At 63.2% G+C, this 17,841-nt stretch carries 15 protein-coding genes and 1 pseudogene; 8 read left to right on the forward strand and 8 right to left on the reverse strand.

Going from position 1 to position 17,841, the window contains the following annotated elements; translation table 11 throughout:
* A pseudogene (locus Q0S16_RS02225) lies at positions 1-119 on the forward strand (HD domain-containing protein); the annotation flags it as partial.
* Here Q0S16_RS02225 and Q0S16_RS02230 read toward each other — a convergent pair.
* Positions 109-1,203 (reverse strand): HD domain-containing phosphohydrolase, encoded by a 1,095-nt coding sequence (locus Q0S16_RS02230; protein WP_295844547.1) that lies wholly within the window; start codon positions 1,201-1,203, stop codon positions 109-111. The pseudogene Q0S16_RS02225 and the gene Q0S16_RS02230 sit on opposite strands and share 11 nt — an antisense overlap.
* 341 nt (positions 1,204-1,544) lie before the next feature.
* Here Q0S16_RS02230 and Q0S16_RS02235 point away from each other — a divergent pair, with 341 nt between their 5' ends.
* Positions 1,545-1,868 (forward strand): hypothetical protein, encoded by a 324-nt coding sequence (locus Q0S16_RS02235; protein WP_295844549.1) that lies wholly within the window; start codon positions 1,545-1,547, stop codon positions 1,866-1,868.
* A gap of 71 nt (positions 1,869-1,939) precedes the next feature.
* Complete coding sequence (locus tag Q0S16_RS02240) at positions 1,940-2,614, forward strand: dienelactone hydrolase family protein (protein WP_295844551.1); 675 nt, start codon at positions 1,940-1,942, stop codon at positions 2,612-2,614.
* Positions 2,615-2,677: 63 nt separating this feature from the next.
* Here the strand turns inward: Q0S16_RS02240 and Q0S16_RS02245 are convergent, their stop codons facing one another.
* From Q0S16_RS02245 to Q0S16_RS02255, 3 genes are all read right to left on the reverse strand, one after another.
* Positions 2,678-3,295 (reverse strand): polysaccharide biosynthesis/export family protein, encoded by a 618-nt coding sequence (locus Q0S16_RS02245; protein WP_295844554.1) that lies wholly within the window; start codon positions 3,293-3,295, stop codon positions 2,678-2,680.
* Positions 3,296-3,504: 209 nt separating this feature from the next.
* Entirely contained in the window at positions 3,505-4,161 is a 657-nt protein-coding gene (gene msrA, locus Q0S16_RS02250) for a peptide-methionine (S)-S-oxide reductase MsrA (RefSeq protein WP_295844555.1), read from the reverse strand.
* A 197-nt stretch (positions 4,162-4,358) separates the two neighbouring features.
* The gene (locus Q0S16_RS02255) at positions 4,359-4,676 is read right to left on the reverse strand and encodes a hypothetical protein (protein WP_295844557.1); all 318 of its coding nucleotides are present in this window, start codon (positions 4,674-4,676) and stop codon (positions 4,359-4,361) included.
* 336 nt (positions 4,677-5,012) lie between these two features.
* On the opposite strand from Q0S16_RS02255, the gene rpsT reads away from it, so the two are divergent.
* The 5 genes from rpsT (at position 5,013) to gyrB (ending at position 13,418) form a co-directional block, all read left to right on the forward strand.
* Positions 5,013-5,291 (forward strand): 30S ribosomal protein S20, encoded by a 279-nt coding sequence (gene rpsT / locus Q0S16_RS02260; RefSeq protein WP_295844559.1) that lies wholly within the window; start codon positions 5,013-5,015, stop codon positions 5,289-5,291.
* A 1,242-nt stretch (positions 5,292-6,533) separates the two neighbouring features.
* Positions 6,534-7,964: a chromosomal replication initiator protein DnaA gene (gene dnaA, locus Q0S16_RS02265; RefSeq protein WP_295844561.1), complete on the forward strand. Its 1,431-nt coding sequence runs from the start codon at positions 6,534-6,536 to the stop codon at positions 7,962-7,964.
* Positions 7,965-8,287: 323 nt separating this feature from the next.
* Positions 8,288-9,406 carry a DNA polymerase III subunit beta gene (dnaN, locus tag Q0S16_RS02270; protein ID WP_295844566.1) on the forward strand — a complete coding sequence of 373 codons (1,119 nt, stop codon included), beginning with the start codon at positions 8,288-8,290 and terminating at the stop codon, positions 9,404-9,406.
* A 200-nt stretch (positions 9,407-9,606) separates the two neighbouring features.
* Positions 9,607-10,746, forward strand: a complete 1,140-nt coding sequence (recF, locus tag Q0S16_RS02275; protein WP_295844568.1) for a DNA replication/repair protein RecF — start codon at positions 9,607-9,609, stop codon at positions 10,744-10,746.
* 230 nt (positions 10,747-10,976) lie between these two features.
* The gene (gene gyrB / locus Q0S16_RS02280; protein WP_295844570.1) at positions 10,977-13,418 is read left to right on the forward strand and encodes a DNA topoisomerase (ATP-hydrolyzing) subunit B; all 2,442 of its coding nucleotides are present in this window, start codon (positions 10,977-10,979) and stop codon (positions 13,416-13,418) included.
* Positions 13,419-13,643: 225 nt separating this feature from the next.
* Here the strand turns inward: gyrB and Q0S16_RS02285 are convergent, their stop codons facing one another.
* From Q0S16_RS02285 to Q0S16_RS02300, 4 genes are all read right to left on the reverse strand, one after another.
* Positions 13,644-14,018 carry a nuclear transport factor 2 family protein gene (locus Q0S16_RS02285; protein WP_295844573.1) on the reverse strand — a complete coding sequence of 125 codons (375 nt, stop codon included), beginning with the start codon at positions 14,016-14,018 and terminating at the stop codon, positions 13,644-13,646.
* Positions 14,019-14,075: 57 nt separating this feature from the next.
* Entirely contained in the window at positions 14,076-15,044 is a 969-nt protein-coding gene (locus Q0S16_RS02290) for a tripartite tricarboxylate transporter substrate-binding protein (RefSeq protein ID WP_295844576.1), read from the reverse strand.
* A gap of 83 nt (positions 15,045-15,127) precedes the next feature.
* Positions 15,128-15,532 (reverse strand): YccF domain-containing protein, encoded by a 405-nt coding sequence (locus tag Q0S16_RS02295; RefSeq protein ID WP_295844578.1) that lies wholly within the window; start codon positions 15,530-15,532, stop codon positions 15,128-15,130.
* 89 nt (positions 15,533-15,621) lie between these two features.
* Positions 15,622-17,463: an EAL domain-containing protein gene (locus tag Q0S16_RS02300; protein WP_295844581.1), complete on the reverse strand. Its 1,842-nt coding sequence runs from the start codon at positions 17,461-17,463 to the stop codon at positions 15,622-15,624.
* Positions 17,464-17,841: the final 378 nt, after the last annotated feature.

Genomic DNA, 17,841 nt, shown 5'->3' on the forward strand with positions numbered 1-17,841 from the left:
CCGGCTTCGCGGTGGCCTTTGCCCAGCACCTCGGGATGCGTGACGAAGACCAGCGCCGCCTGACTCGCGCTGCCCTGGTGCACGATGTCGGCAAGGCCTTCACGCCGGTCAGTACGATCCAAGCGCCACCGGGCGAAACACCTGCAGCAGCTGCTGGTCCAGCTTGTCGCCCATCTGCTCCATGATCTCGAAGGCCTTGGCATGGGTGAACGGCAACCGGTAGGCGCGCCGCTCCACCAAGGCGGCGTGGATGTCGACGATGGTCAGCAGCCGGACGATGTCGCTGATCTGGTCGCCCTTCAACCCGTCAGGATAGCCGGAGCCATCAAGAAATTCGTGGTGGTGCAATACGACGTCGAGCATCTCCCGCGGAAAATTTCCCTGTGCCAGCAGCGCGTCGAAGCCAAGACGGGGGTGCTTGCGGATTTCCGCCATTTCCAGTTCGTTCAGCTTGCCCGGCTTGTCGAGAATGCCCACCGGCGTGAAGGCCTTGCCGACATCGTGCACCAGGGCAGCGCGAGTCAGGCGGCGCTGGTCTTCGTCACGCATCCCGAGGTGCTGGGCAAAGGCCACCGCGAAGCCGGTCACGAACAGGCAGTGGCGATAGCTGTGATCATGGTGGCGGCCGACGGCGGCCAGCCATTCCCGCAGCGACGATCGCTTGATCGCCTTGAGGATGGCGGCTTCCGCCTGCATCACGTCGTTGAAGCTCAGCGGCACGCCGGCCGGCAGCTTCTCGAAAATCTTCACCATGACCGCGTGGGCCGCCTCGACGCCGCGCGTCAGGGCCTTACCGCGGGCGGAAAAATCTTCGTCATGCGGGCTGGGGAAGGCGGCGCGAATCCGCTGCATCACGCCGCGGGCATCGAACGGTCGTGCGATGGTGTCGGTCGCGCCCAGCGCCCAGGCCTGCATCGAACCGTGATGCAGCGCATCGGCCAGCACGAACAGCCGCGGGATCGCCTCATAGGCCTTGGCGCGCAGCTTGTTGCGAACCCGCTGCACGCTCTCCGCGGAGCGCAGGTTGATGTCGACGACAATGCCGGACAGGTCGCTGACCGGAACGTCGGGAATGCCGTTCGTCGAGATGATGTCGACGTCGCCGACCTTCTTCAGAATCTCGGCAAGGTCGCTGTTGTCGCCGCGGTCCGAAGCCAGAATCAGACGGCGGCGCGCGGGCGATGGATGGACGGAAGCGGTCATATTCCCTCGATGATACGGCGATCCAGCCGTTAGCCGCACATAAATACTCCGGACCACGGTTCCCGAAGCTTAAGGCGTATTGTTAAATATTCATGTTCTGCCGTGATGTCGGAGGATGTCTGCAAGGCGGCTAGCAATGGCCTACCGCCGGTTGCAAAACTTGATTCGAATTTTTCCAGTATCAGCGCGACCATTATTAACCGCGCGTCCGTATTCGCGAGGCGGTGAGGTCATGATCGCCCGCGCAGTTGTCAGCGTCGGCGAATAATTTATCATGGTTGATCGGTGAACTTCGCGATGTCGCCCATTGGTCACGGCATGCTTTTTGAAAGGCGGATCGCATGAAACAGATCATGATGGGCGCGGTGCTGTCGGCGCTGATGATGGGGGCGCTGGCCGGCGCGGCGCGCGCGCAGCCGTTTACGGCGACGTTGTCGAACCATACGCCACTGGAATTCGGCATGCCGGCCGACGAGGCCGCCCGCGCGCTGGGGGCGCCTCTGACCTATCTCCGCGGCCGGCCCGGCGACGAGACCTATCTAGCGATCCGCGACCTTGGCGGCAGCGGTCTCTTCGTTCGGCGCGACCGGCTTTATCTCCAGTTCCGTCACGGCCGGTTGACCGGCTGGAAAGGTGACTGGGGCCGCAACTGGATGTGGCAGTAGCGTTCTTGTGCGTTGCCAAGACGCGGGACCCGTTTCACAAGGCGTCACACGCAACAACCAATGGATGACCCGTGGGACAACACGTTACACTGATCGCAGCAGACAAGTTTGAACTCGGCGCTTACCGCACGACACCGGCCGGCACGCCGAAGGGCGCCGTGGTGGTGATCCAGGAAATCTTTGGCGTCAATCACCACATCCGCGCCGTCTGCGACCGCTTTGCCGAGCAGGGCTATGTCGCCGTGGCGCCGGCGATCTTCGATCGCAGCGAGCGCAATTTCCAGTCGGGCTATTCGGCCGAGGAAGTTGCCATCGCGCGAAAATTCGTCGCCAATCCGGATTGGGCCGCGATGCTGCTGGATACCCAGGCCGCGATCGATTCGGTGAAGGATGTCGGCCCGGTCGGCGTGATCGGCTTCTGCCTCGGCGGCAGCGTCGCCTATGCCGCGGCGACCAAACTGGTCGGCCTCAGCGCCGCGATCGGCTATTATGGCGGTGCCATCGTCAAATTCGCCGATGACAAGCCGGTGGTCCCCACGCAACTGCACTTCGGCGCGGAGGATCACGGTATTCCGCTGTCGGACGTCGAGATCATTCGCGCCAAGCGGCCGGATATCGAAGTGTTCGTCTATGACGGCGCGCAGCACGGCTTCGGTTGCGACGAGCGCGCCAGCTACGACAAGGCCAGCGCCGACCTCGCGCGCCAGCGCAGCCTGGCGTTTTTTGCGAAGCATTTGGTGAAGTGACGCGTGTCATCCCGGGGCGTGCGCGGCGACTGCCGCGTGCGACCCAGGAATGACTGATTTTACTTAAAACCAGCGCTCGCCGATCATCACGGTATCGCCGGGACTGACCGGCGTACCGAGCGGCACTACCGCGCGGTAATTTCCTTCTGGCGTGGGGTGGGTCAGTGTTACCCCGTCGCGCTTGGCGCGCGGCAAGAACCCTCCCGCGATCGCTACCGCGCTTTCGACGCTCATATTGGGCACGAAGGGATATTGCCCTGGCGCGGCGACCTCGCCGAGAATGAAGAACGGCCGATAGGCTTCGATCTCGACGGCCACCGAGGGCTCGCGGATATAGCCGTTGCGCAACCGGCCGGAGATGCTGGCGGCGAGGCCGGCCGGGGTCATGCCGCGCGCCGGCACCGCGCCGATCAGTGGGATGGTGATCGAGCCGCCTGCATCGATCGCATAGGAATTGGTGAGACCTTCCTGGCCATAGACCACCACGCGCAGCCGGTCACCGGCGTCGAGGCGATATTGCGCATCGACGGGCGCCGCCGGCGCTGCGTAGCGCGCCGGAACAGGCGCGCGGCCGCGGCGCGCTGGCGGGAACGCCGCAGTCGCGGACGGCCCTTGGCCGTAGGCGAGAGCGTCCAGGTCGCTTGCGGGTTGCACCATGGCAACGGGCCCGGAAGCGTGCATGCAGCCAGTCAGCGACAGTGCGCTCAAGGCGCTCAGGGCTGACAATCGAAACGCGTGCGCAAACAACACAGAAGATACCCTCTCGAAGAGACCTCTCTGCTATGCGCCTTTATGGTTAAAATTCCGTTTGGATGGTCATTTCTGATACGAAATTCCGCCTCCGGAAATGCCGGAGGCGGGTCGGTTCAGTGGTGTTTATGTGTGCGCGATCAGGCGCTTACGCCGACGCCGATCGGGCACGAAACGCCGGTGCCGCCGAGACCGCAATAGCCCGCCGGATTCTTCGCCAGATACTGCTGGTGATAGTCTTCCGCAAAGTAGAATTCGCCTGCCGGAGCAATCTCGGTGGTAATCGTACCAACCCCCTTGGCCGACAGCGCCTTTTGATACAGCGCCTTGGAGGCGTCGACCGCGTGGCGCTGCGCGTCGTTGAAGGTGTAGACCGCTGATCGATATTGCGTGCCGACATCGTTACCCTGCCGCATGCCGTGAGTGGGGTTATGGCTTTCCCAGAACACCTTCAGCAGCTGCTCATAGGAAATTTTCTTCGGGTCAAATACCACCAGCACCGCCTCGGTATGGCCGGTGCGGCCTGAACAGGCCTCTTCATAGGTCGGGTTTGGCGTATGCCCGCCGGCATAACCGACCGCGGTCGTGTAGACGCCGTCGCCAAGCTCCCAGAATTTACGTTCCGCGCCCCAGAAACAGCCGAGACCAAACACTGCCCGTTCGAGACCCTCGGGATAGGGCGGCTGGATAGGTCGGCCGTTGACGAAGTGGGACTTCGCGGTCGGGATCGGCGTATTCCGACCGGGCAAGGCTTCGTCGGCCGTCGGCAGGGCGGTGGTCTTGCGCATGAACAGCATGGAATATCTCCCGGCGCATAATTCTGCGAAGTGAAATCCGGTTCGCCGAAGTAGTGCGCGCAACTTACGGTTAACGGCGCTCGGGCAAAACCGGTTTCACTTCTGCCGGAACAGCGCCAATCTCATCCCACCATATAGGCATCGACGGCTAAAGCGGCAGGCCTGCGAGATGTGGTCCTACCGCCGCCGATTGCCGATCAGTTTCTCGAATAGCCGATCAGCGGCTTGCGCGGCCGGAACAGCAGCATCAGGAGAATGCCCAGCACGCCCATCACCGCCCAGGCCGGCTGGTTCAGGATCAGCTTCACCACCCCGTTCCACAGCCAGGGTGCTGTGCCCTCGACCGTTGCCTGGAAGGCGCGCTGGCTGGACTGGTGGATGTCGTTCCAGAATTCGCCCAGCCGGGTCAGCCGCAGCGCCTGGTCGGCGATCGACCGGGCGCCGTCATAGACCAGGAAGATGAAGCCGCCGGCGAGCAGCAACAGCCCGGTCAGTCGGAAAAACCCGCGGATCATGCTCTACCCCTCGTCGCTGTGCCCCCGGCAATACCGGGCCGGGCCCGGAAATTCAACCTCGCCAGCGACTTAACTGCTTTGCCCAGGCGGTTTTCGTGGCCGCCGGTGCGGCCGGAAAGCGTTGACGCTGCAGGTCCGGCGCTCTATAAGGAGCGCCAATGGCGGTGGGCGTAATCCCGCCGCCGCTGTTCTTTGAGCGGCGGGCCCTGCAAGCGTGTTCGCTCCGGGGATAGCATTTTCAGGAACACCCCGGAAACAGATCAGCGTCAGCCGCATTCACGCGGAGGCGTCAATCAGCCCGGCGGCCATAGGGTCGCTGCTGAAGGATAGTGAGACATGGCCAACACGACCTCCGCCAAGAAGGCGACCCGCAAGATTGCTCGCCGCACCATCGTCAACAAGTCGCGTCGCACCCAGATGCGCGGATCGATCCGCGTCGTCGAGGAAGCGATCAAGAGCGGCGACCGCGAAGCCGCGCTGAAGGCGATGGCGAAGGCGGAGCCGGAACTGATGAAGGCCGCCCAGCGGAACATCGTTCACAAGAATCTGGCGAGCCGCAAAGTATCGCGTCTCGTGCATCAGATCGCAAAGCTCGACAAAGTTGTCGCCCAGTAAGCTGATCGATCAAAATTGTTTTCCGAAAAGCCCGGCTCGCGCCGGGCTTTTTTGTGTGCGCGTTATCACGCAAGAGATTTTGATGATGCGCAAACCGCCTTATTTCAGGTGGATTGCGCGCCCGGCAATGTTGCCTGGATGACGAGGCCGTTGCTCCGATGCGGCGTCTGTGTTGTCAAATCCGATTGCGGGCCGCCCGCGCTCGATTCCCAAATAGCAACAGCGTTTCGCCACCAAGTGGAGTCACGTTTCCAGAGTTACCCTGACTCAACGCACAGGAAAAAACGCGCGCTTCTAATCACTTATCGGCATAGCGAGACGCAGCACTTTGAAAACGCGTCGCGGTCGCGGTGAATCGTAAACGAAATATGAATTTATTTTTTGCCGCGCTTTGATTTGCAATGACGCTGTCATATTTGGATTCAGTGCGTTGATTCAAAACCTTGTCGTCGTGGCGCGAAAATGGCGACGCGGTGGCGGACGGGCAAATGAGGTTTTTGCACGGCGCCTCAAGAATCATTCCGTTGCGAGAAAGAAAACTCGGTGTATTTCTTTAATTGTTCGCGGCGCCCACGGTTCTTCAGATCAGTGCGATTTTGGAACCGCGGCGGACATGCAGATCAGCGGCGGTGTGCAGGTTAGCGACGCTTTCCAAGCTTTGAACGGTTGCAACTCATAGTAGTGTGAGGACGGTTGTTCTGTGTCGAAATTCTCGCGCGGCGTTCAGGAATCGAACGCCGAACGGTGAGCGAGGCGCGGGCCGATCATCAGCTACCGCAACAAGGCCGGGGAAGCATGAGGGGCGGGTACGGGCAAGACAAGCAAGGCGGCGGGATGCAAACCTGAACGAATTTATCGTTGAGGATCGCGGACCGAATTTGAACCACTTCTGGGATGACAGCTTGCCGCGAGCGACCGCGGCGAGGGGGGGAGGCTTTATGCGCGACGGGATCACCACGGCATTTTATTCGATGCAGCCATCGGCGGATGCCGATGCGAAGGCGCGCGACTCGGCGCGCCCCAGGGTCCACGCCAGGACCCGTGTTCCCGTCCGGTTGTCGATCGCGCGCTAACCCGGGAAATTTTTGCTCTGACATCGTCAACCGGTAGCGGCGTTTCGCCGAGCGGCTTGTCTATGCCCGAACGAAAAATTTCCCGCGATGGCGTGCCGCTTCGATCGGCAACAACACGTCACCGCAATTCGGTGACACACAATAATTCAATCGGAAAAGTAACAAGCCCATGACAAATGTCGAACAGGATCGCTGGTCTCGTGTGAAGGGTCGGCTTCGGTCGAGCGTCGGCGAGGACGTGTATTCCAGCTGGTTTGCGCGCATGGATCTGGAGAGCGTGCAGGATGAGAGCGTTCACCTGTCGGTTCCGACCCGCTTCCTGAAGAGCTGGATTCAAGCCCATTACGCCGAGCGCGTTCTGACCTGCTGGCAGGCCGAGATGCCGCAAGTGCACCGCGTCGATGTTACCGTGCGCACCGCGATGCGTGTCAATGCGCCAGTCAAGGAAGTCGCCGCCCCGGTTGAGGCGCGTCGTTCCGAAGGTCGCGATGGCCGGCCGTCTTCCGAGTTGCGCGCCACCGCGATCGCGCCGGTCTCCGCTACCCACGAAGCGCTCGGCGGCTCGCCGCTCGATCCGCGCCTCACCTTCGGCAGTTTTGTGGTCGGCCGCTCCAACACGCTGGCGCATGCCGCCGCGCGTCAGGTTGCCGAGGGCCGCCGCGGCGACAGCGTGATGTTCAACCCGCTCTACATCCATGCCGGCGTCGGCCTCGGCAAAACCCATCTGCTGCAGGCGGTGACCTGGGCCGGCAATTCCGGCGCCGAGCGCAAGGTGCTGTATTTGACCGCCGAGAAATTCATGTACGGCTTCGTCGCCGCGCTGAAGACGCAGACGGCGCTGGCCTTCAAGGAAGCGCTGCGCGGCATCGACGTGCTGGTAATCGACGACATGCAGTTCCTGCAGGGCAAGACCACGCAGGCCGAATTTTGCCACACGCTGAATGCGCTGATCGACGCCGGCCGCCAGGTGGTGATCGCCGCCGATCGTCCGCCGGCCGATCTCGAAAGCCTCGACGAACGGGTCCGCTCGCGCCTCGCCGGCGGCCTGGTCGTCGAAATGGGGTCGCTCGGCGAAGAACTGCGCCTCGGCATCCTGAAGTCGCGCGTCGCAGCGGCACGCGCGCACCACGCTACCTTCGAGGTGCCGCTGCCGGTGCTGGATTATCTTGCCCGCACCATCACCCATAATGGCCGCGACCTCGAGGGCGCGATCAACCGCCTGCTGGCGCATAGCAAGCTCAACGCCACCCCCGTGACGCTCGAAATGGCCGAGCGCGAAGTGCGCGACCTGATCCGGCCGATGGAGCCGAAGCGGATCAAGATCGAGGACATTCAGCGCGTCGTGGCCCGGCAGTACAATGTCAGCCGTTCCGATCTGCTGTCGTCGCGTCGCACCGCCAATGTGGTGCGCCCGCGCCAGGTCGCGATGTATCTGGCCAAGACCCTGACGCTGCGCTCGCTGCCGGAAATCGGCCGCCGCTTCGGCGGACGCGATCACACCACGGTTCTCCATGCCGTGCGCAAGATCGAGGCGTTGGTCGGCAAGGACGTGGCCTTGCAGGACGAGGTCGAGTCGCTGAAACGACAACTGCAGGAATAGGCCAGCAACTCGTCATTCCGGGGCGCGAGGGCACCGCCCGAGCGATCCCGGAATCCCGAGATGTGGCGCGCTGAACATTGCTGGATCTCGGGTTCGTGGGCGGCCGGCGCCGCCCGCTCCCCAGAATAACAGCTTGGGGCGATCGCCCAAAACGTGGGAGCATCATCTCGTCTCCCCTTGCACTCCGGTCGCAATCACGCCACCTTGCGGACCCCCGCACGCGCACGCAAAATCCTGCGCGGGCGGGCGTCTATCGCCGTGGCACCCGTTCGGGCTGCCCGGACCCCACCACACGATTTCGAACCGGATCGGGCGAGTTTGCTATGAAGGTTACCGTCGAACGCGCGCAATTGCTGAAGTCGCTGAGCCATGTGCACCGCGTGGTCGAGCGTCGCAACACGATCCCGATCCTCGGTAACGTGCTGATCCGCGCCGAAAACGCCCGGCTATCGCTGAAAGCCACCGACCTCGATCTCGAAGTCACCGAGACGCTGGCCGCCGAAGTCGGCACCGCCGGTTCCACCACCGTTCCCGCCCATATGTTCTATGACATCGTCCGAAAGCTGCCGGACGGTTCGCAGATCGTGCTGGAAGCCGACAGTGATCGCTCCGTGCTGGCGATCAAGGCCGGGCGCTCACGCTTCACCCTGCAGACCCTGCCGGAGAACGATTTCCCCGATCTCGCCGCTGGCGAGATGACGCATTCCTTCGTGCTGCCGGCCTCCGACGTGAAACGACTGATCGATCGCACCCAGTTTGCGATCTCCACCGAGGAGACCCGTTATTATCTGAATGGCATCTATCTGCACGCCGCTGGCACCGCCGCGGCCACCACCTTGCGGGCCGTCGCGACCGACGGCCACCGGCTGGCGCAGGTCGACCTGCCGCTGCCATCTGGCGCCGACGGCATGCCCGGCGTGATCGTGCCACGGAAGACGGTTGGCGAAGTGCAGCGCCTGATCGAGGACGCCGATGCCGAGATCGGGATCGAGCTGTCGCAGGGCAAGATCCGCTTCACGCTCGGCCATGTCGTGCTGACGTCCAAGCTGATCGACGGCACCTTCCCGGATTATGGCCGCGTCATCCCGCAGAACAACGACAAGGAACTGATCGTCGACAAGAAGGATTTCGAAGCCGCGGTTGATCGCGTCTCGACCATCTCCAGCGAGCGCGGGCGCGCCGTCAAGCTGGCGTTGTCGCCGGGCAAGCTGATTCTCTCGGTGACCAATCCGGATTCCGGCAGCGCGACCGAGGAGCTTGAAGTCGAATACGCCTCCGACGCGCTCGATATCGGCTTCAACTCGCGCTATCTGCTCGACATCGCCGCCCAGATCGAGGGCGATGTCGCGATCCTGCGCCTCGCCGATCCCGGTTCGCCGACGCTGGTGCAGGACAAGGAATCCAAAGGCGCGCTCTACGTCCTGATGCCGATGCGGGTGTGAGCATTGGCGCTGCGTATTCTTCCTTCTCCCCTTGTGGGAGAAGGTGCCTTCGCGCAGCGAAAGCGGATGAGGGGTAGCGTCAGGCTCGGAGTTCGTGGCACCCCTCACCCGTCTCGAACGCGCTTCGCGCGTTCGATCCACCCTCTCCCACAAGGGGAAAGGGAAGAAAGAGCGCAGCCGCCGCTGCGGACCCTGACGATATGACCGCCTCCCGCATTCATCGCCTGACGCTCACCCACTTCCGCAATTATCGCGCGACGTCGTTGCGTACGCGCGGCGACATGGTCGCGCTGGTCGGCCCCAACGGCGCTGGCAAGACCAATTGCCTCGAAGCCATCTCCTTCCTCTCGCCTGGCCGCGGGCTGCGCCGCGCCACGCTTGATGACGTTGCCGACATCCAGGGCGACGGCTCCTGGGCGGTGTCGGCCGAGGTCGAGGGCGAGGTCGGCCTCGCGACGCTCGGTACCGGCATCGATCCGCCGGCAAACGAAGCGGCCTCCAGCAGCCGGCGCTGTCGCATCGACCGCGAGCCGGTGGGGTCGGCGGCGGCATTCGGCGATCATTTGCGGATGGTGTGGCTGACGCCGGCAATGGACCAGCTGTTCATGGGCGCGGCCTCCGAGCGCCGCCGCTTCTTCGATCGGCTGGTGCTGGCGATCGACAAGGATCATTCCAGCCGCGTCTCGGCGCTGGAGCGCAGCCTGCGCTCGCGCAACCGGCTGCTGGAAGAGCGCCGCGCCGACAGCCACTGGCTCGACGCCATCGAGCGCGAGACGGCGGAACTCGCGGTCGCTGTGGCGGCGATGCGCGGCGAAACCGTGACGCGGCTGGCGACGATGTTGCGCGCGCGGGAAGAAACCTCACCATTTCCCTCGGCGCGCATCATGCTCGATGGCTGGATGGAGAACGCGCTGGTCCGCGAGCCCGCCACCGCGGTGGAAGACCGCTACCGCCAGATCCTTCGCGATGGCCGGCCGCGCGATGCCGCCGCCGGGCGCACGCTGGATGGCCCGCATCTCACCGATCTGCAGGTCATCTATGCGCCGAAGAACATGCCGGCGCGCGACGCCTCGACCGGCGAGCAGAAGGCGCTGCTGATCGGACTGATCCTGGCCCACGCGACGCTGGTGGCCGAGATGACCGGCATCACGCCGCTGCTGTTGCTGGATGAGGTCGTCGCGCATCTCGATCCCGACCGACGCCGCGCCTTGTTCGGCGAACTGGGCAAACTCGGTGCCCAGGTCTGGATGACTGGCGCCGACCCCGCCGCCTTCGCCGAGATCGGCGGCTCCGGCGAGGTTTTTGACGTCGACAATGGCCGCGTCACGCGGCGGGAATGACAATCGTCGCCGCGCATCATCCGATACCGTCCAGGCGGCCGCAAACCGGCTTTTTCGGTGGCCCCAAAACCGCCTGCCGGCGGCTTGAAAAACCATCCAAAAAGTCTATTTATTCAATAGCTTGAAAGCTGCGACTTTGCGCTAGGCGCGGCCTCCCTTTCATGGCACAAATAGCCTGATTCAGCCCCACCTTTTCCGCGCTGATTCGACATACCTTCGAAGGCTCCCGCATGACCGAACCCGCCCGGCAACCGATCGCCGAAACCGAGCTTGTGGCGCCCATCGAATATGGAGCGGAATCGATCCGGGTGCTGAAGGGACTCGACGCCGTGCGCAAGCGGCCGGGCATGTATATTGGCGACACCGATGATGGCTCCGGCCTGCATCACATGGTCTACGAAGTCGTCGACAACGCGATCGACGAGGCACTGGCCGGCCATGCCACCGCGGTGGAAGTCGTGCTCAATGCCGACGGTTCGGTGACGGTCCGCGACGACGGTCGCGGCATCCCCGTTGATATCCACAAGGGCGAAGGCATCTCCGCGGCCGAGGTCATCATGACCCAGTTGCATGCCGGCGGGAAATTCGACCAGAACTCCTACAAGGTCTCCGGCGGCCTGCACGGCGTCGGTGTCTCCGTCGTCAATGCGCTGTCGAGCAAGCTGGTGCTGCGCGTCTGGCGCAACGGCAAGGAACACTTCATCGAGTTCGCTCATGGCGACGCGGTGGCGCCGCTCAGCGAAGTTGGCGATTCCAATGGCAAGCGCGGCACCGAGGTGACGTTCTACGCTTCCGCCGAAACCTTCACGACGCTGGAATATGATTTCGCCACGCTGGAGCATCGCCTCCGCGAACTGGCCTTCCTGAATTCCGGCGTCAATATCCTTTTGTCCGACCTGCGCCATCCGGTCGAACGCCGCGAAGCGATGATGTATGTCGGCGGCGTGATCGAATTCGTCAAATATCTCGACCGCAACAAGAAGGCCGTGGTGCCGGCGCCGATCTTTGTCTCGGCCGATCTCAACGGTATCAATGTCGAGGCGGCGCTGTGGTGGAACGATAGCTATCATGAGAACGTGCTGTGCTTCACCAACAACATCCCGCAGCGCGATGGTGGTACCCATCTGGCCGGTTTCCGCGGCGCGCTGACCCGCCAGGTCAATGGCTATGCCGACGTCATCGCCAAGAAGGAAAAGATCGTCCTGACCGGCGATGATTGCCGCGAAGGCCTCACGGCGGTGCTGTCGGTGAAGGTGCCGGACCCAAAATTCTCGTCGCAGACCAAGGACAAGCTGGTGTCCTCGGAAGTGCGTCCGGTGGTCGAGAACGTGCTCAACGAGGCGCTCGCCGCCTGGTTCGAGGAGCATCCCGCCGAGGCCAAGGTGATCGTCGGCAAGGTGATCGAGGCCGGCGCCGCCCGCGAAGCCGCGCGAAAAGCGCGCGAACTGACCCGTCGCAAGGGCGCGCTGGATATCGCCTCATTGCCCGGCAAGCTCGCCGACTGCCAGGAACGCGATCCCGCCAAGTCCGAACTGTTCATCGTCGAGGGAGACTCCGCCGGCGGTTCCGCCAAGCAGGGCCGCAACCGTGAGTTTCAGGCGGTGTTGCCGTTGCGCGGAAAGATTCTGAACGTCGAGCGCGCGCGCTTCGACAAGATGCTCGGCTCCGAACAGATCGGCACGCTGATCACCGCGCTCGGCACCGGCATCGGCCGTGACGATTTCGACATCGCCAAGCTACGCTACCACAAGATCATCCTGATGACCGACGCCGACGTCGACGGCGCGCATATCCGCACGCTGCTTTTGACGTTCTTCTTCCGGCAGATGCCGACCCTGATCGAGGGCGGCTACCTCTACATCGCGCAGCCGCCGCTCTACAAGGTGACGCGCGGCAAGTCCGAGCAGTACCTCAAGGACGAGCGCGCGCTCGAGGACTATCTGATCACCACTGGACTCGATGATTGCGTCTTCAAGCTGGCCTCCGGCGAAGACCGCGGCGGTCGCGATCTGCTGACGCTGGTGGAAGACGCCCGCAACATTCGCGGCACACTGCACAATTTGCATACCCGCTATAACCGCAAGGTGGTGGAGCAGGCGGCGATCGCGGGCGTACTCAACCCGCGGGTCACCAGCGATCTAGCTACCGCGAACGAGGCCGCCGCCTATATCGCGCGCCGGCTCGATGCGCTGGCCGACGAGGTCGAACGCGGCTGGATCGGCGCGTTCCGCGAGGGCGAGGGTTTTTTCTTCGAGCGCACCATCCGCGGCGTCAAGGACGTCGCCATCATCGACGACGCGCTGCTCGGTTCCGCCGACGCGCGCAAGCTCGACGAATATGCCGCCGGCCTGCAGGACGCCTATCCCAAGCCCGGCGTGCTGCGCCGCAAGGATCTCGAATTCCCGATCCACGGCCCGGTGACGTTGTTCGAGGCGGTGACCGACGCCGGCCGCAAGGGCGTGGCGCTGCAGCGCTACAAAGGTCTTGGCGAAATGAATCCGGGACAGCTCTGGGAAACCACGCTCGACACCAATGAACGATCGCTGCTTCAGGTGAAGATCAAGGAGGTCGACGAGGCCGACGATATCTTCACCAAGCTGATGGGTGACGTCGTCGAACCGCGCCGTGAATTCATCCAGGAAAACTCGCTCAGCGCGAATGTGGATGTCTGATTTCTGCGGATCGATTGTTTAGAACTGGATCAGGCTCGGTGCAATCGTGTCCTGGACGCAGCTCAATGGGCCTCCGTCCAGAGGCGCGGAATGCGCTGCGGAGCCTGGGCCACCACACACCACAGCATCCAATACGGTCCCGGCTCTGCGGAGTGGCATAGAATGCCGCACCGCGTCCAGGATAAGCATTCAAAGCATTTTCACCTGTGCGCTGGTCGCTGCCAGCTATTCCCGCGTATCGCAACGATATGATTTCGAGACGATCTGCCAGCCATCGTTGAGCTTCATTGCGACCAGATAATCGGTGAAATAGCGCGGCGGCAGCTGGCAGCGGACTTTCACGAAGGCGGTGGATTCGTCCGAGCGGTCGACGGTGACGACGAAATCCTCGCGGGCCTTGCCATCGGCCTTGGCAGAGGTTCGCTTGCGGACCAGCGCCATCCAGTCCGGTACGGTCAACACCTGCAATGCGCCGTGGCTAACCCAGCGCAGATCGGCGGTGGGATGGAAGATCGCGCCGAGCTTGTCAGCGTCGCCCTCGTAGAGACCGTCGAAATAGTGCTGGATCACGGTATCGAGGCTGGAACGGTCGTAGGACAAATCATCTCTCCCCAAGCGATTAGCCTTTCCTTATGTCATGAAAGGCCCAGCGCGGCATTACTTCGTGTCGCTCAGCATCTTCCGGAAACGCTCGATCTCCTGCGGCACGAAGCGCGCCAGATAGGCCGGCGCCATCTCGGCGTCCTCGGCGGGCGTCGAGCCCAGATCGTCGAGCCGCTTCTGATATTCCCGGCTGGCGACAGCGGCGCGCATCGCGCCGTTGAGCTTTTCGATCACCGGCTGCGGTGTCGCTTTCGGCGCGAACAGCGCGTACCAGCCCGAGATCTCGAATTGCGGCAGGCCGGCCTCGGCGGCGGTCGGCAGGTCGGGCAGATGCGGCAGCCGGGTCTTCGAAGCCAGCGCGATGCCGCGCACCAGCCCGCTCTGGATCGCCGGGGTCACCGAGGCGGAGGAATCGCACAGCCCGTCAATCTGGCTGCCAATCAGATCGTTCAACGCCGGTCCCCCGCCGCGATAGCCGACCAGCGCCACGTCGATGCCGGCGGCCTGGATGAAGGCCTTGCAGAACAGATAATTCTGCGAGCCGACGCCGGAATGGCCGATATTGAGCCGGCCAGGGTTCTGTTTCGCGTGGGCGATGAACTCGGCCAGCGTCTGCGCCGGAAAATTGCGGCGGATAGCCACCACCGCGGAGCTCTTGTTGAAAATCCCGATCGGGGCGAAGTCGGACGGCGCGAATTTGACGTCCGGTGTGAACAGATAGACCGCGGTATTGGTGCCGCTGTTGCCCTGCACGATGGTGTAGCCGTCGGGCGGCGCCTGCGCGACCCGCGCCAGCGCCAAGGCGCCCCCGGCGCCGCCGATGTTCTCGATCAGGATCGGCTGGCCGAGCCGCTGGCTCATCTGTTCGGCGATCAGCCGCGCGTTGACGTCGGAGCTGCCGCCGGCGGCGAAGGGCACGATCAGGGTGATCGGTCGGGACGGATAGTCCTGCGCGGTGGCTGGCGCCAGCAGCGACAGCGATACGGCTACCGCACACGCAAAACCAAGCCTGAAACAAGCCATGCCTTCCCCTCCTCGGTCGTTTTGCTATCCTAGGGAGAGTCAGGCGCGGGATGCAAGGCCGGCGAAGGCTGCCGAAGTTTGCGTCAGGCCGGCACGATCACCTTGCCGATCGGCCACAGCGCTATTCCGGCGAGTTTCAGATGCGCCCAGGCAAACGGGATGCCGATGATGCTCACCGCCAGCGCAACGGCCGTCAACAGGTGCCCGAGCGCCAGCCACCAGCCCGCTAAAACCAGCCAGATCAGATTGCCGATCAATCCGAGCACGCCAGTGCCCAGATCGCTTTGTCCGGTGACGCTGTCGCGCGATACCGCCTTCTGGCCGAACGGCAGCAGCGTATAGGCGGCGATATTGAAGGCTGCGCGCGCCCATGGCAGGCCGATGATGGTGATGGCCATCAGCACGGCGGCCAGCAGCCACCCGGCAGCCATCCACAGACCGCCAAACACGATCCACAATATATTCAGGAGCAACGGGACGATGGGCATGACTGGGTTCCGGACAGCAGATACCGAAAACTTTACGGGGTTCCGTGGCCCAAGGCGAGAGCTCTGAACGTGGCCGCGCTGGCTGTGTCTCAACTGCCGCGGCGGCCGCCGGCGCGGGTTGTCAACGGGCGGGTTTCTTCCGCTGCGCGCGCCGAGGGGGCGCCGATCACGTCCGTGGCACGGGCGTGCGGCTGCAATTCCTCGAGGAAAATCGGTTTCGAGAAATAGTAACCTTGCGCGTAGCGAATCTTGGTCGCGGCCTGCAGATAGGCCAGTTCCTCGAAGGTCTCGACGCCCTCGGCGATCACGGTCATGCCGAGCGCCTCGCTTAGCGATTCGATGGCGCGCAAAATACCCTGGCTGCGCGGCCGCTTGTGGATGTCGGTGATGAAGGAGCGGTCGATCTTGATCTCGTCGGCGGTGATGTCGGCCAGCGACGAATAGCCGATGCCGAAATCATCGATCGAGATACCGATGCCGAGCTCGCGGAACATCGGCAGGATGTCATCCTGGAAATGCGTCTTGGCGACAAAGGCGTCTTCGGTCACCTCGACGATGAAGCGGGTCGGCGAGCCGGTCGCCGCCAGCGACTTGGCGAACACTTCCATGAATTCGCGGTTGCCGGCCTGCTTGGCGGCCACGTTGATGCTGATGCTGGCGCCCGGACCAAAAGTCTCGTTGATGCGGTCCAGCGACTTCATGATCTCCGCCAATACCAGATGGGTCAGTTCGTCGATCAGGCCGAGTTCGATGGCGAGGTTGATGAAGGTGTCCGGCGACTGGATCACGCCATTGTCGTCGCGCAGCCGAACCAGCGCCTCGATGCCCATGATCTCGTGGGTCCGGATGTCGACCTTGGGCTGGAACGCGCAGAAAAACCGCTTGTCGAGAATCGCCAGCCGCAGCGATTGCTCGGTCGCCATCCGCGCCAGCGTCTCGCTCTCCATGGTGGCGTTGAAGAACGCCGCGGCGCCCTTGGTCTCGTTCTTGACGCGGTACATCGCAATGTCGGCGTTCTGGCGCAGCGCCTCGTAGCTACCGCCATGCTCCGGATACAGGCTGACACCGATCGAGGCCGACGCGAACACTTCCGAGCTGTCAATGTAGAACGGCGCACGCAGCCGCTGCACTAGCATCTTGAGATATTCGGCGACCTCTTCCTCGCTCTGGATCGGATGCAGCAGCAGCAGGAATTCGTCGCCCGAGATGCGCGACAGCATGTCGGTCTTGCGCAGATCCAGGCCGAGCCGCTTGGCGAACTGGATCAGCAGCGAGTCGCCGATGGCGTGGCCGTAATAGTCGTTGATGTGCTTGAAATTATCGACATCGAGAAAGGCCAGCGCGAAGCGGTCGTCGGGATTGGCGCGGGCGATGATGTCGCCGGCCAGCTTCTGAATCACACGCCGGGTCGGCAGGCCAGTCAACTCGTCATAATAGGCCCGCCGGAACAGATCCTCCTCGATCGCCTTCTGCCGGCTGAGATCGCTGGCGCTCGACAGCAGCAGGTTCTGTTCGCCGATCCGCACCGGACGATGCGTTGTCAGAAATACCCGCTGGTCCTGGCCGGCGCTGACGCGCTCTTCGAACACGGCGCTGCGGCCGGACTGCAGCAGGTCGATCGCGGTCTCGCGCCGGTGATCGAGCGCCTGGGTCAGGAAGTCCGACGTCGACGCCGAAATGCGGAATTCCTCTGCCCGGGCATTGAATTGCGCCGTTGCGGCTTCATTAACCAGCAGGAAGTCGCCGCGCTCGTCCTGAACCGTGATCGAGGCTGGCAGCATCCGCACGATCTCGCGCAGGATCTTCAGCTCCGTGGCATCGTCGGTGCCAAGGAATCCCTCATTCAACCGGGGGACGGCCGGTGCGGCCGCCTTGGCGGGATCACGTTCCGGTTCGGGGATCGACAGATTTGGGACGGAAGCATTCTGCATGGTAACGCACCCTCGCAAAAGGCCTTGTAGTTTTGGTTAAGTCGCTCGCTAAAACTGCGGTAGTCCTGCCCCGGGCGGCGCTTTTTGCGTCACCCACGGCAGACGTCATTAACAGAAGGTCAATCCGTCGCACGGACCGCCGGTCGCTGCCAGGCCATTGCGCTGGCGTCCATGCGATCGATGGCTAGGGCACCGTCATAGCGGGCGGAGAAAAATGCTCCGCTTCGGTTGATCTTTGAAAGGAACCGGACGTGCGCGAGGTTCCGACAGGGCGCGTGTCGCTATTTCTTGGCGCCCCTCGACACGTCCGCGCCCGACCACCATCATCTCGAAAGCCAGACGATAAGGATTTCCGGGTCCGGAGTTCGAAACCGAGCG

This window comes from Tardiphaga sp., from assembly GCF_025356345.1.
Lineage (GTDB): Bacteria > Pseudomonadota > Alphaproteobacteria > Rhizobiales > Xanthobacteraceae > Tardiphaga.

Bases quoted from the DNA above. Each gene is read 5' to 3' on its own strand.
- Q0S16_RS02230 (WP_295844547.1), bottom strand. From the start codon at position 1,203: ATGACCGCTTCCGTCCATCCATCGCCCGCGCGCCGCCGTCTGATTCTG.
- Q0S16_RS02235 (WP_295844549.1), top strand. From the start codon at position 1,545: ATGAAACAGATCATGATGGGCGCGGTGCTGTCGGCGCTGATGATGGGG.
- Q0S16_RS02245 (WP_295844554.1), bottom strand. From the start codon at position 3,295: ATGCACGCTTCCGGGCCCGTTGCCATGGTGCAACCCGCAAGCGACCTG.
- msrA (WP_295844555.1), bottom strand. From the start codon at position 4,161: ATGCTGTTCATGCGCAAGACCACCGCCCTGCCGACGGCCGACGAAGCC.
- Q0S16_RS02255 (WP_295844557.1), bottom strand. From the start codon at position 4,676: ATGATCCGCGGGTTTTTCCGACTGACCGGGCTGTTGCTGCTCGCCGGC.
- rpsT (WP_295844559.1), top strand. From the start codon at position 5,013: ATGGCCAACACGACCTCCGCCAAGAAGGCGACCCGCAAGATTGCTCGC.
- dnaA (WP_295844561.1), top strand. From the start codon at position 6,534: ATGACAAATGTCGAACAGGATCGCTGGTCTCGTGTGAAGGGTCGGCTT.
- dnaN (WP_295844566.1), top strand. From the start codon at position 8,288: ATGAAGGTTACCGTCGAACGCGCGCAATTGCTGAAGTCGCTGAGCCAT.
- recF (WP_295844568.1), top strand. From the start codon at position 9,607: ATGACCGCCTCCCGCATTCATCGCCTGACGCTCACCCACTTCCGCAAT.
- gyrB (WP_295844570.1), top strand. From the start codon at position 10,977: ATGACCGAACCCGCCCGGCAACCGATCGCCGAAACCGAGCTTGTGGCG.
- Q0S16_RS02290 (WP_295844576.1), bottom strand. From the start codon at position 15,044: ATGGCTTGTTTCAGGCTTGGTTTTGCGTGTGCGGTAGCCGTATCGCTG.
- Q0S16_RS02295 (WP_295844578.1), bottom strand. From the start codon at position 15,532: ATGCCCATCGTCCCGTTGCTCCTGAATATATTGTGGATCGTGTTTGGC.
- Q0S16_RS02300 (WP_295844581.1), bottom strand. From the start codon at position 17,463: ATGCAGAATGCTTCCGTCCCAAATCTGTCGATCCCCGAACCGGAACGT.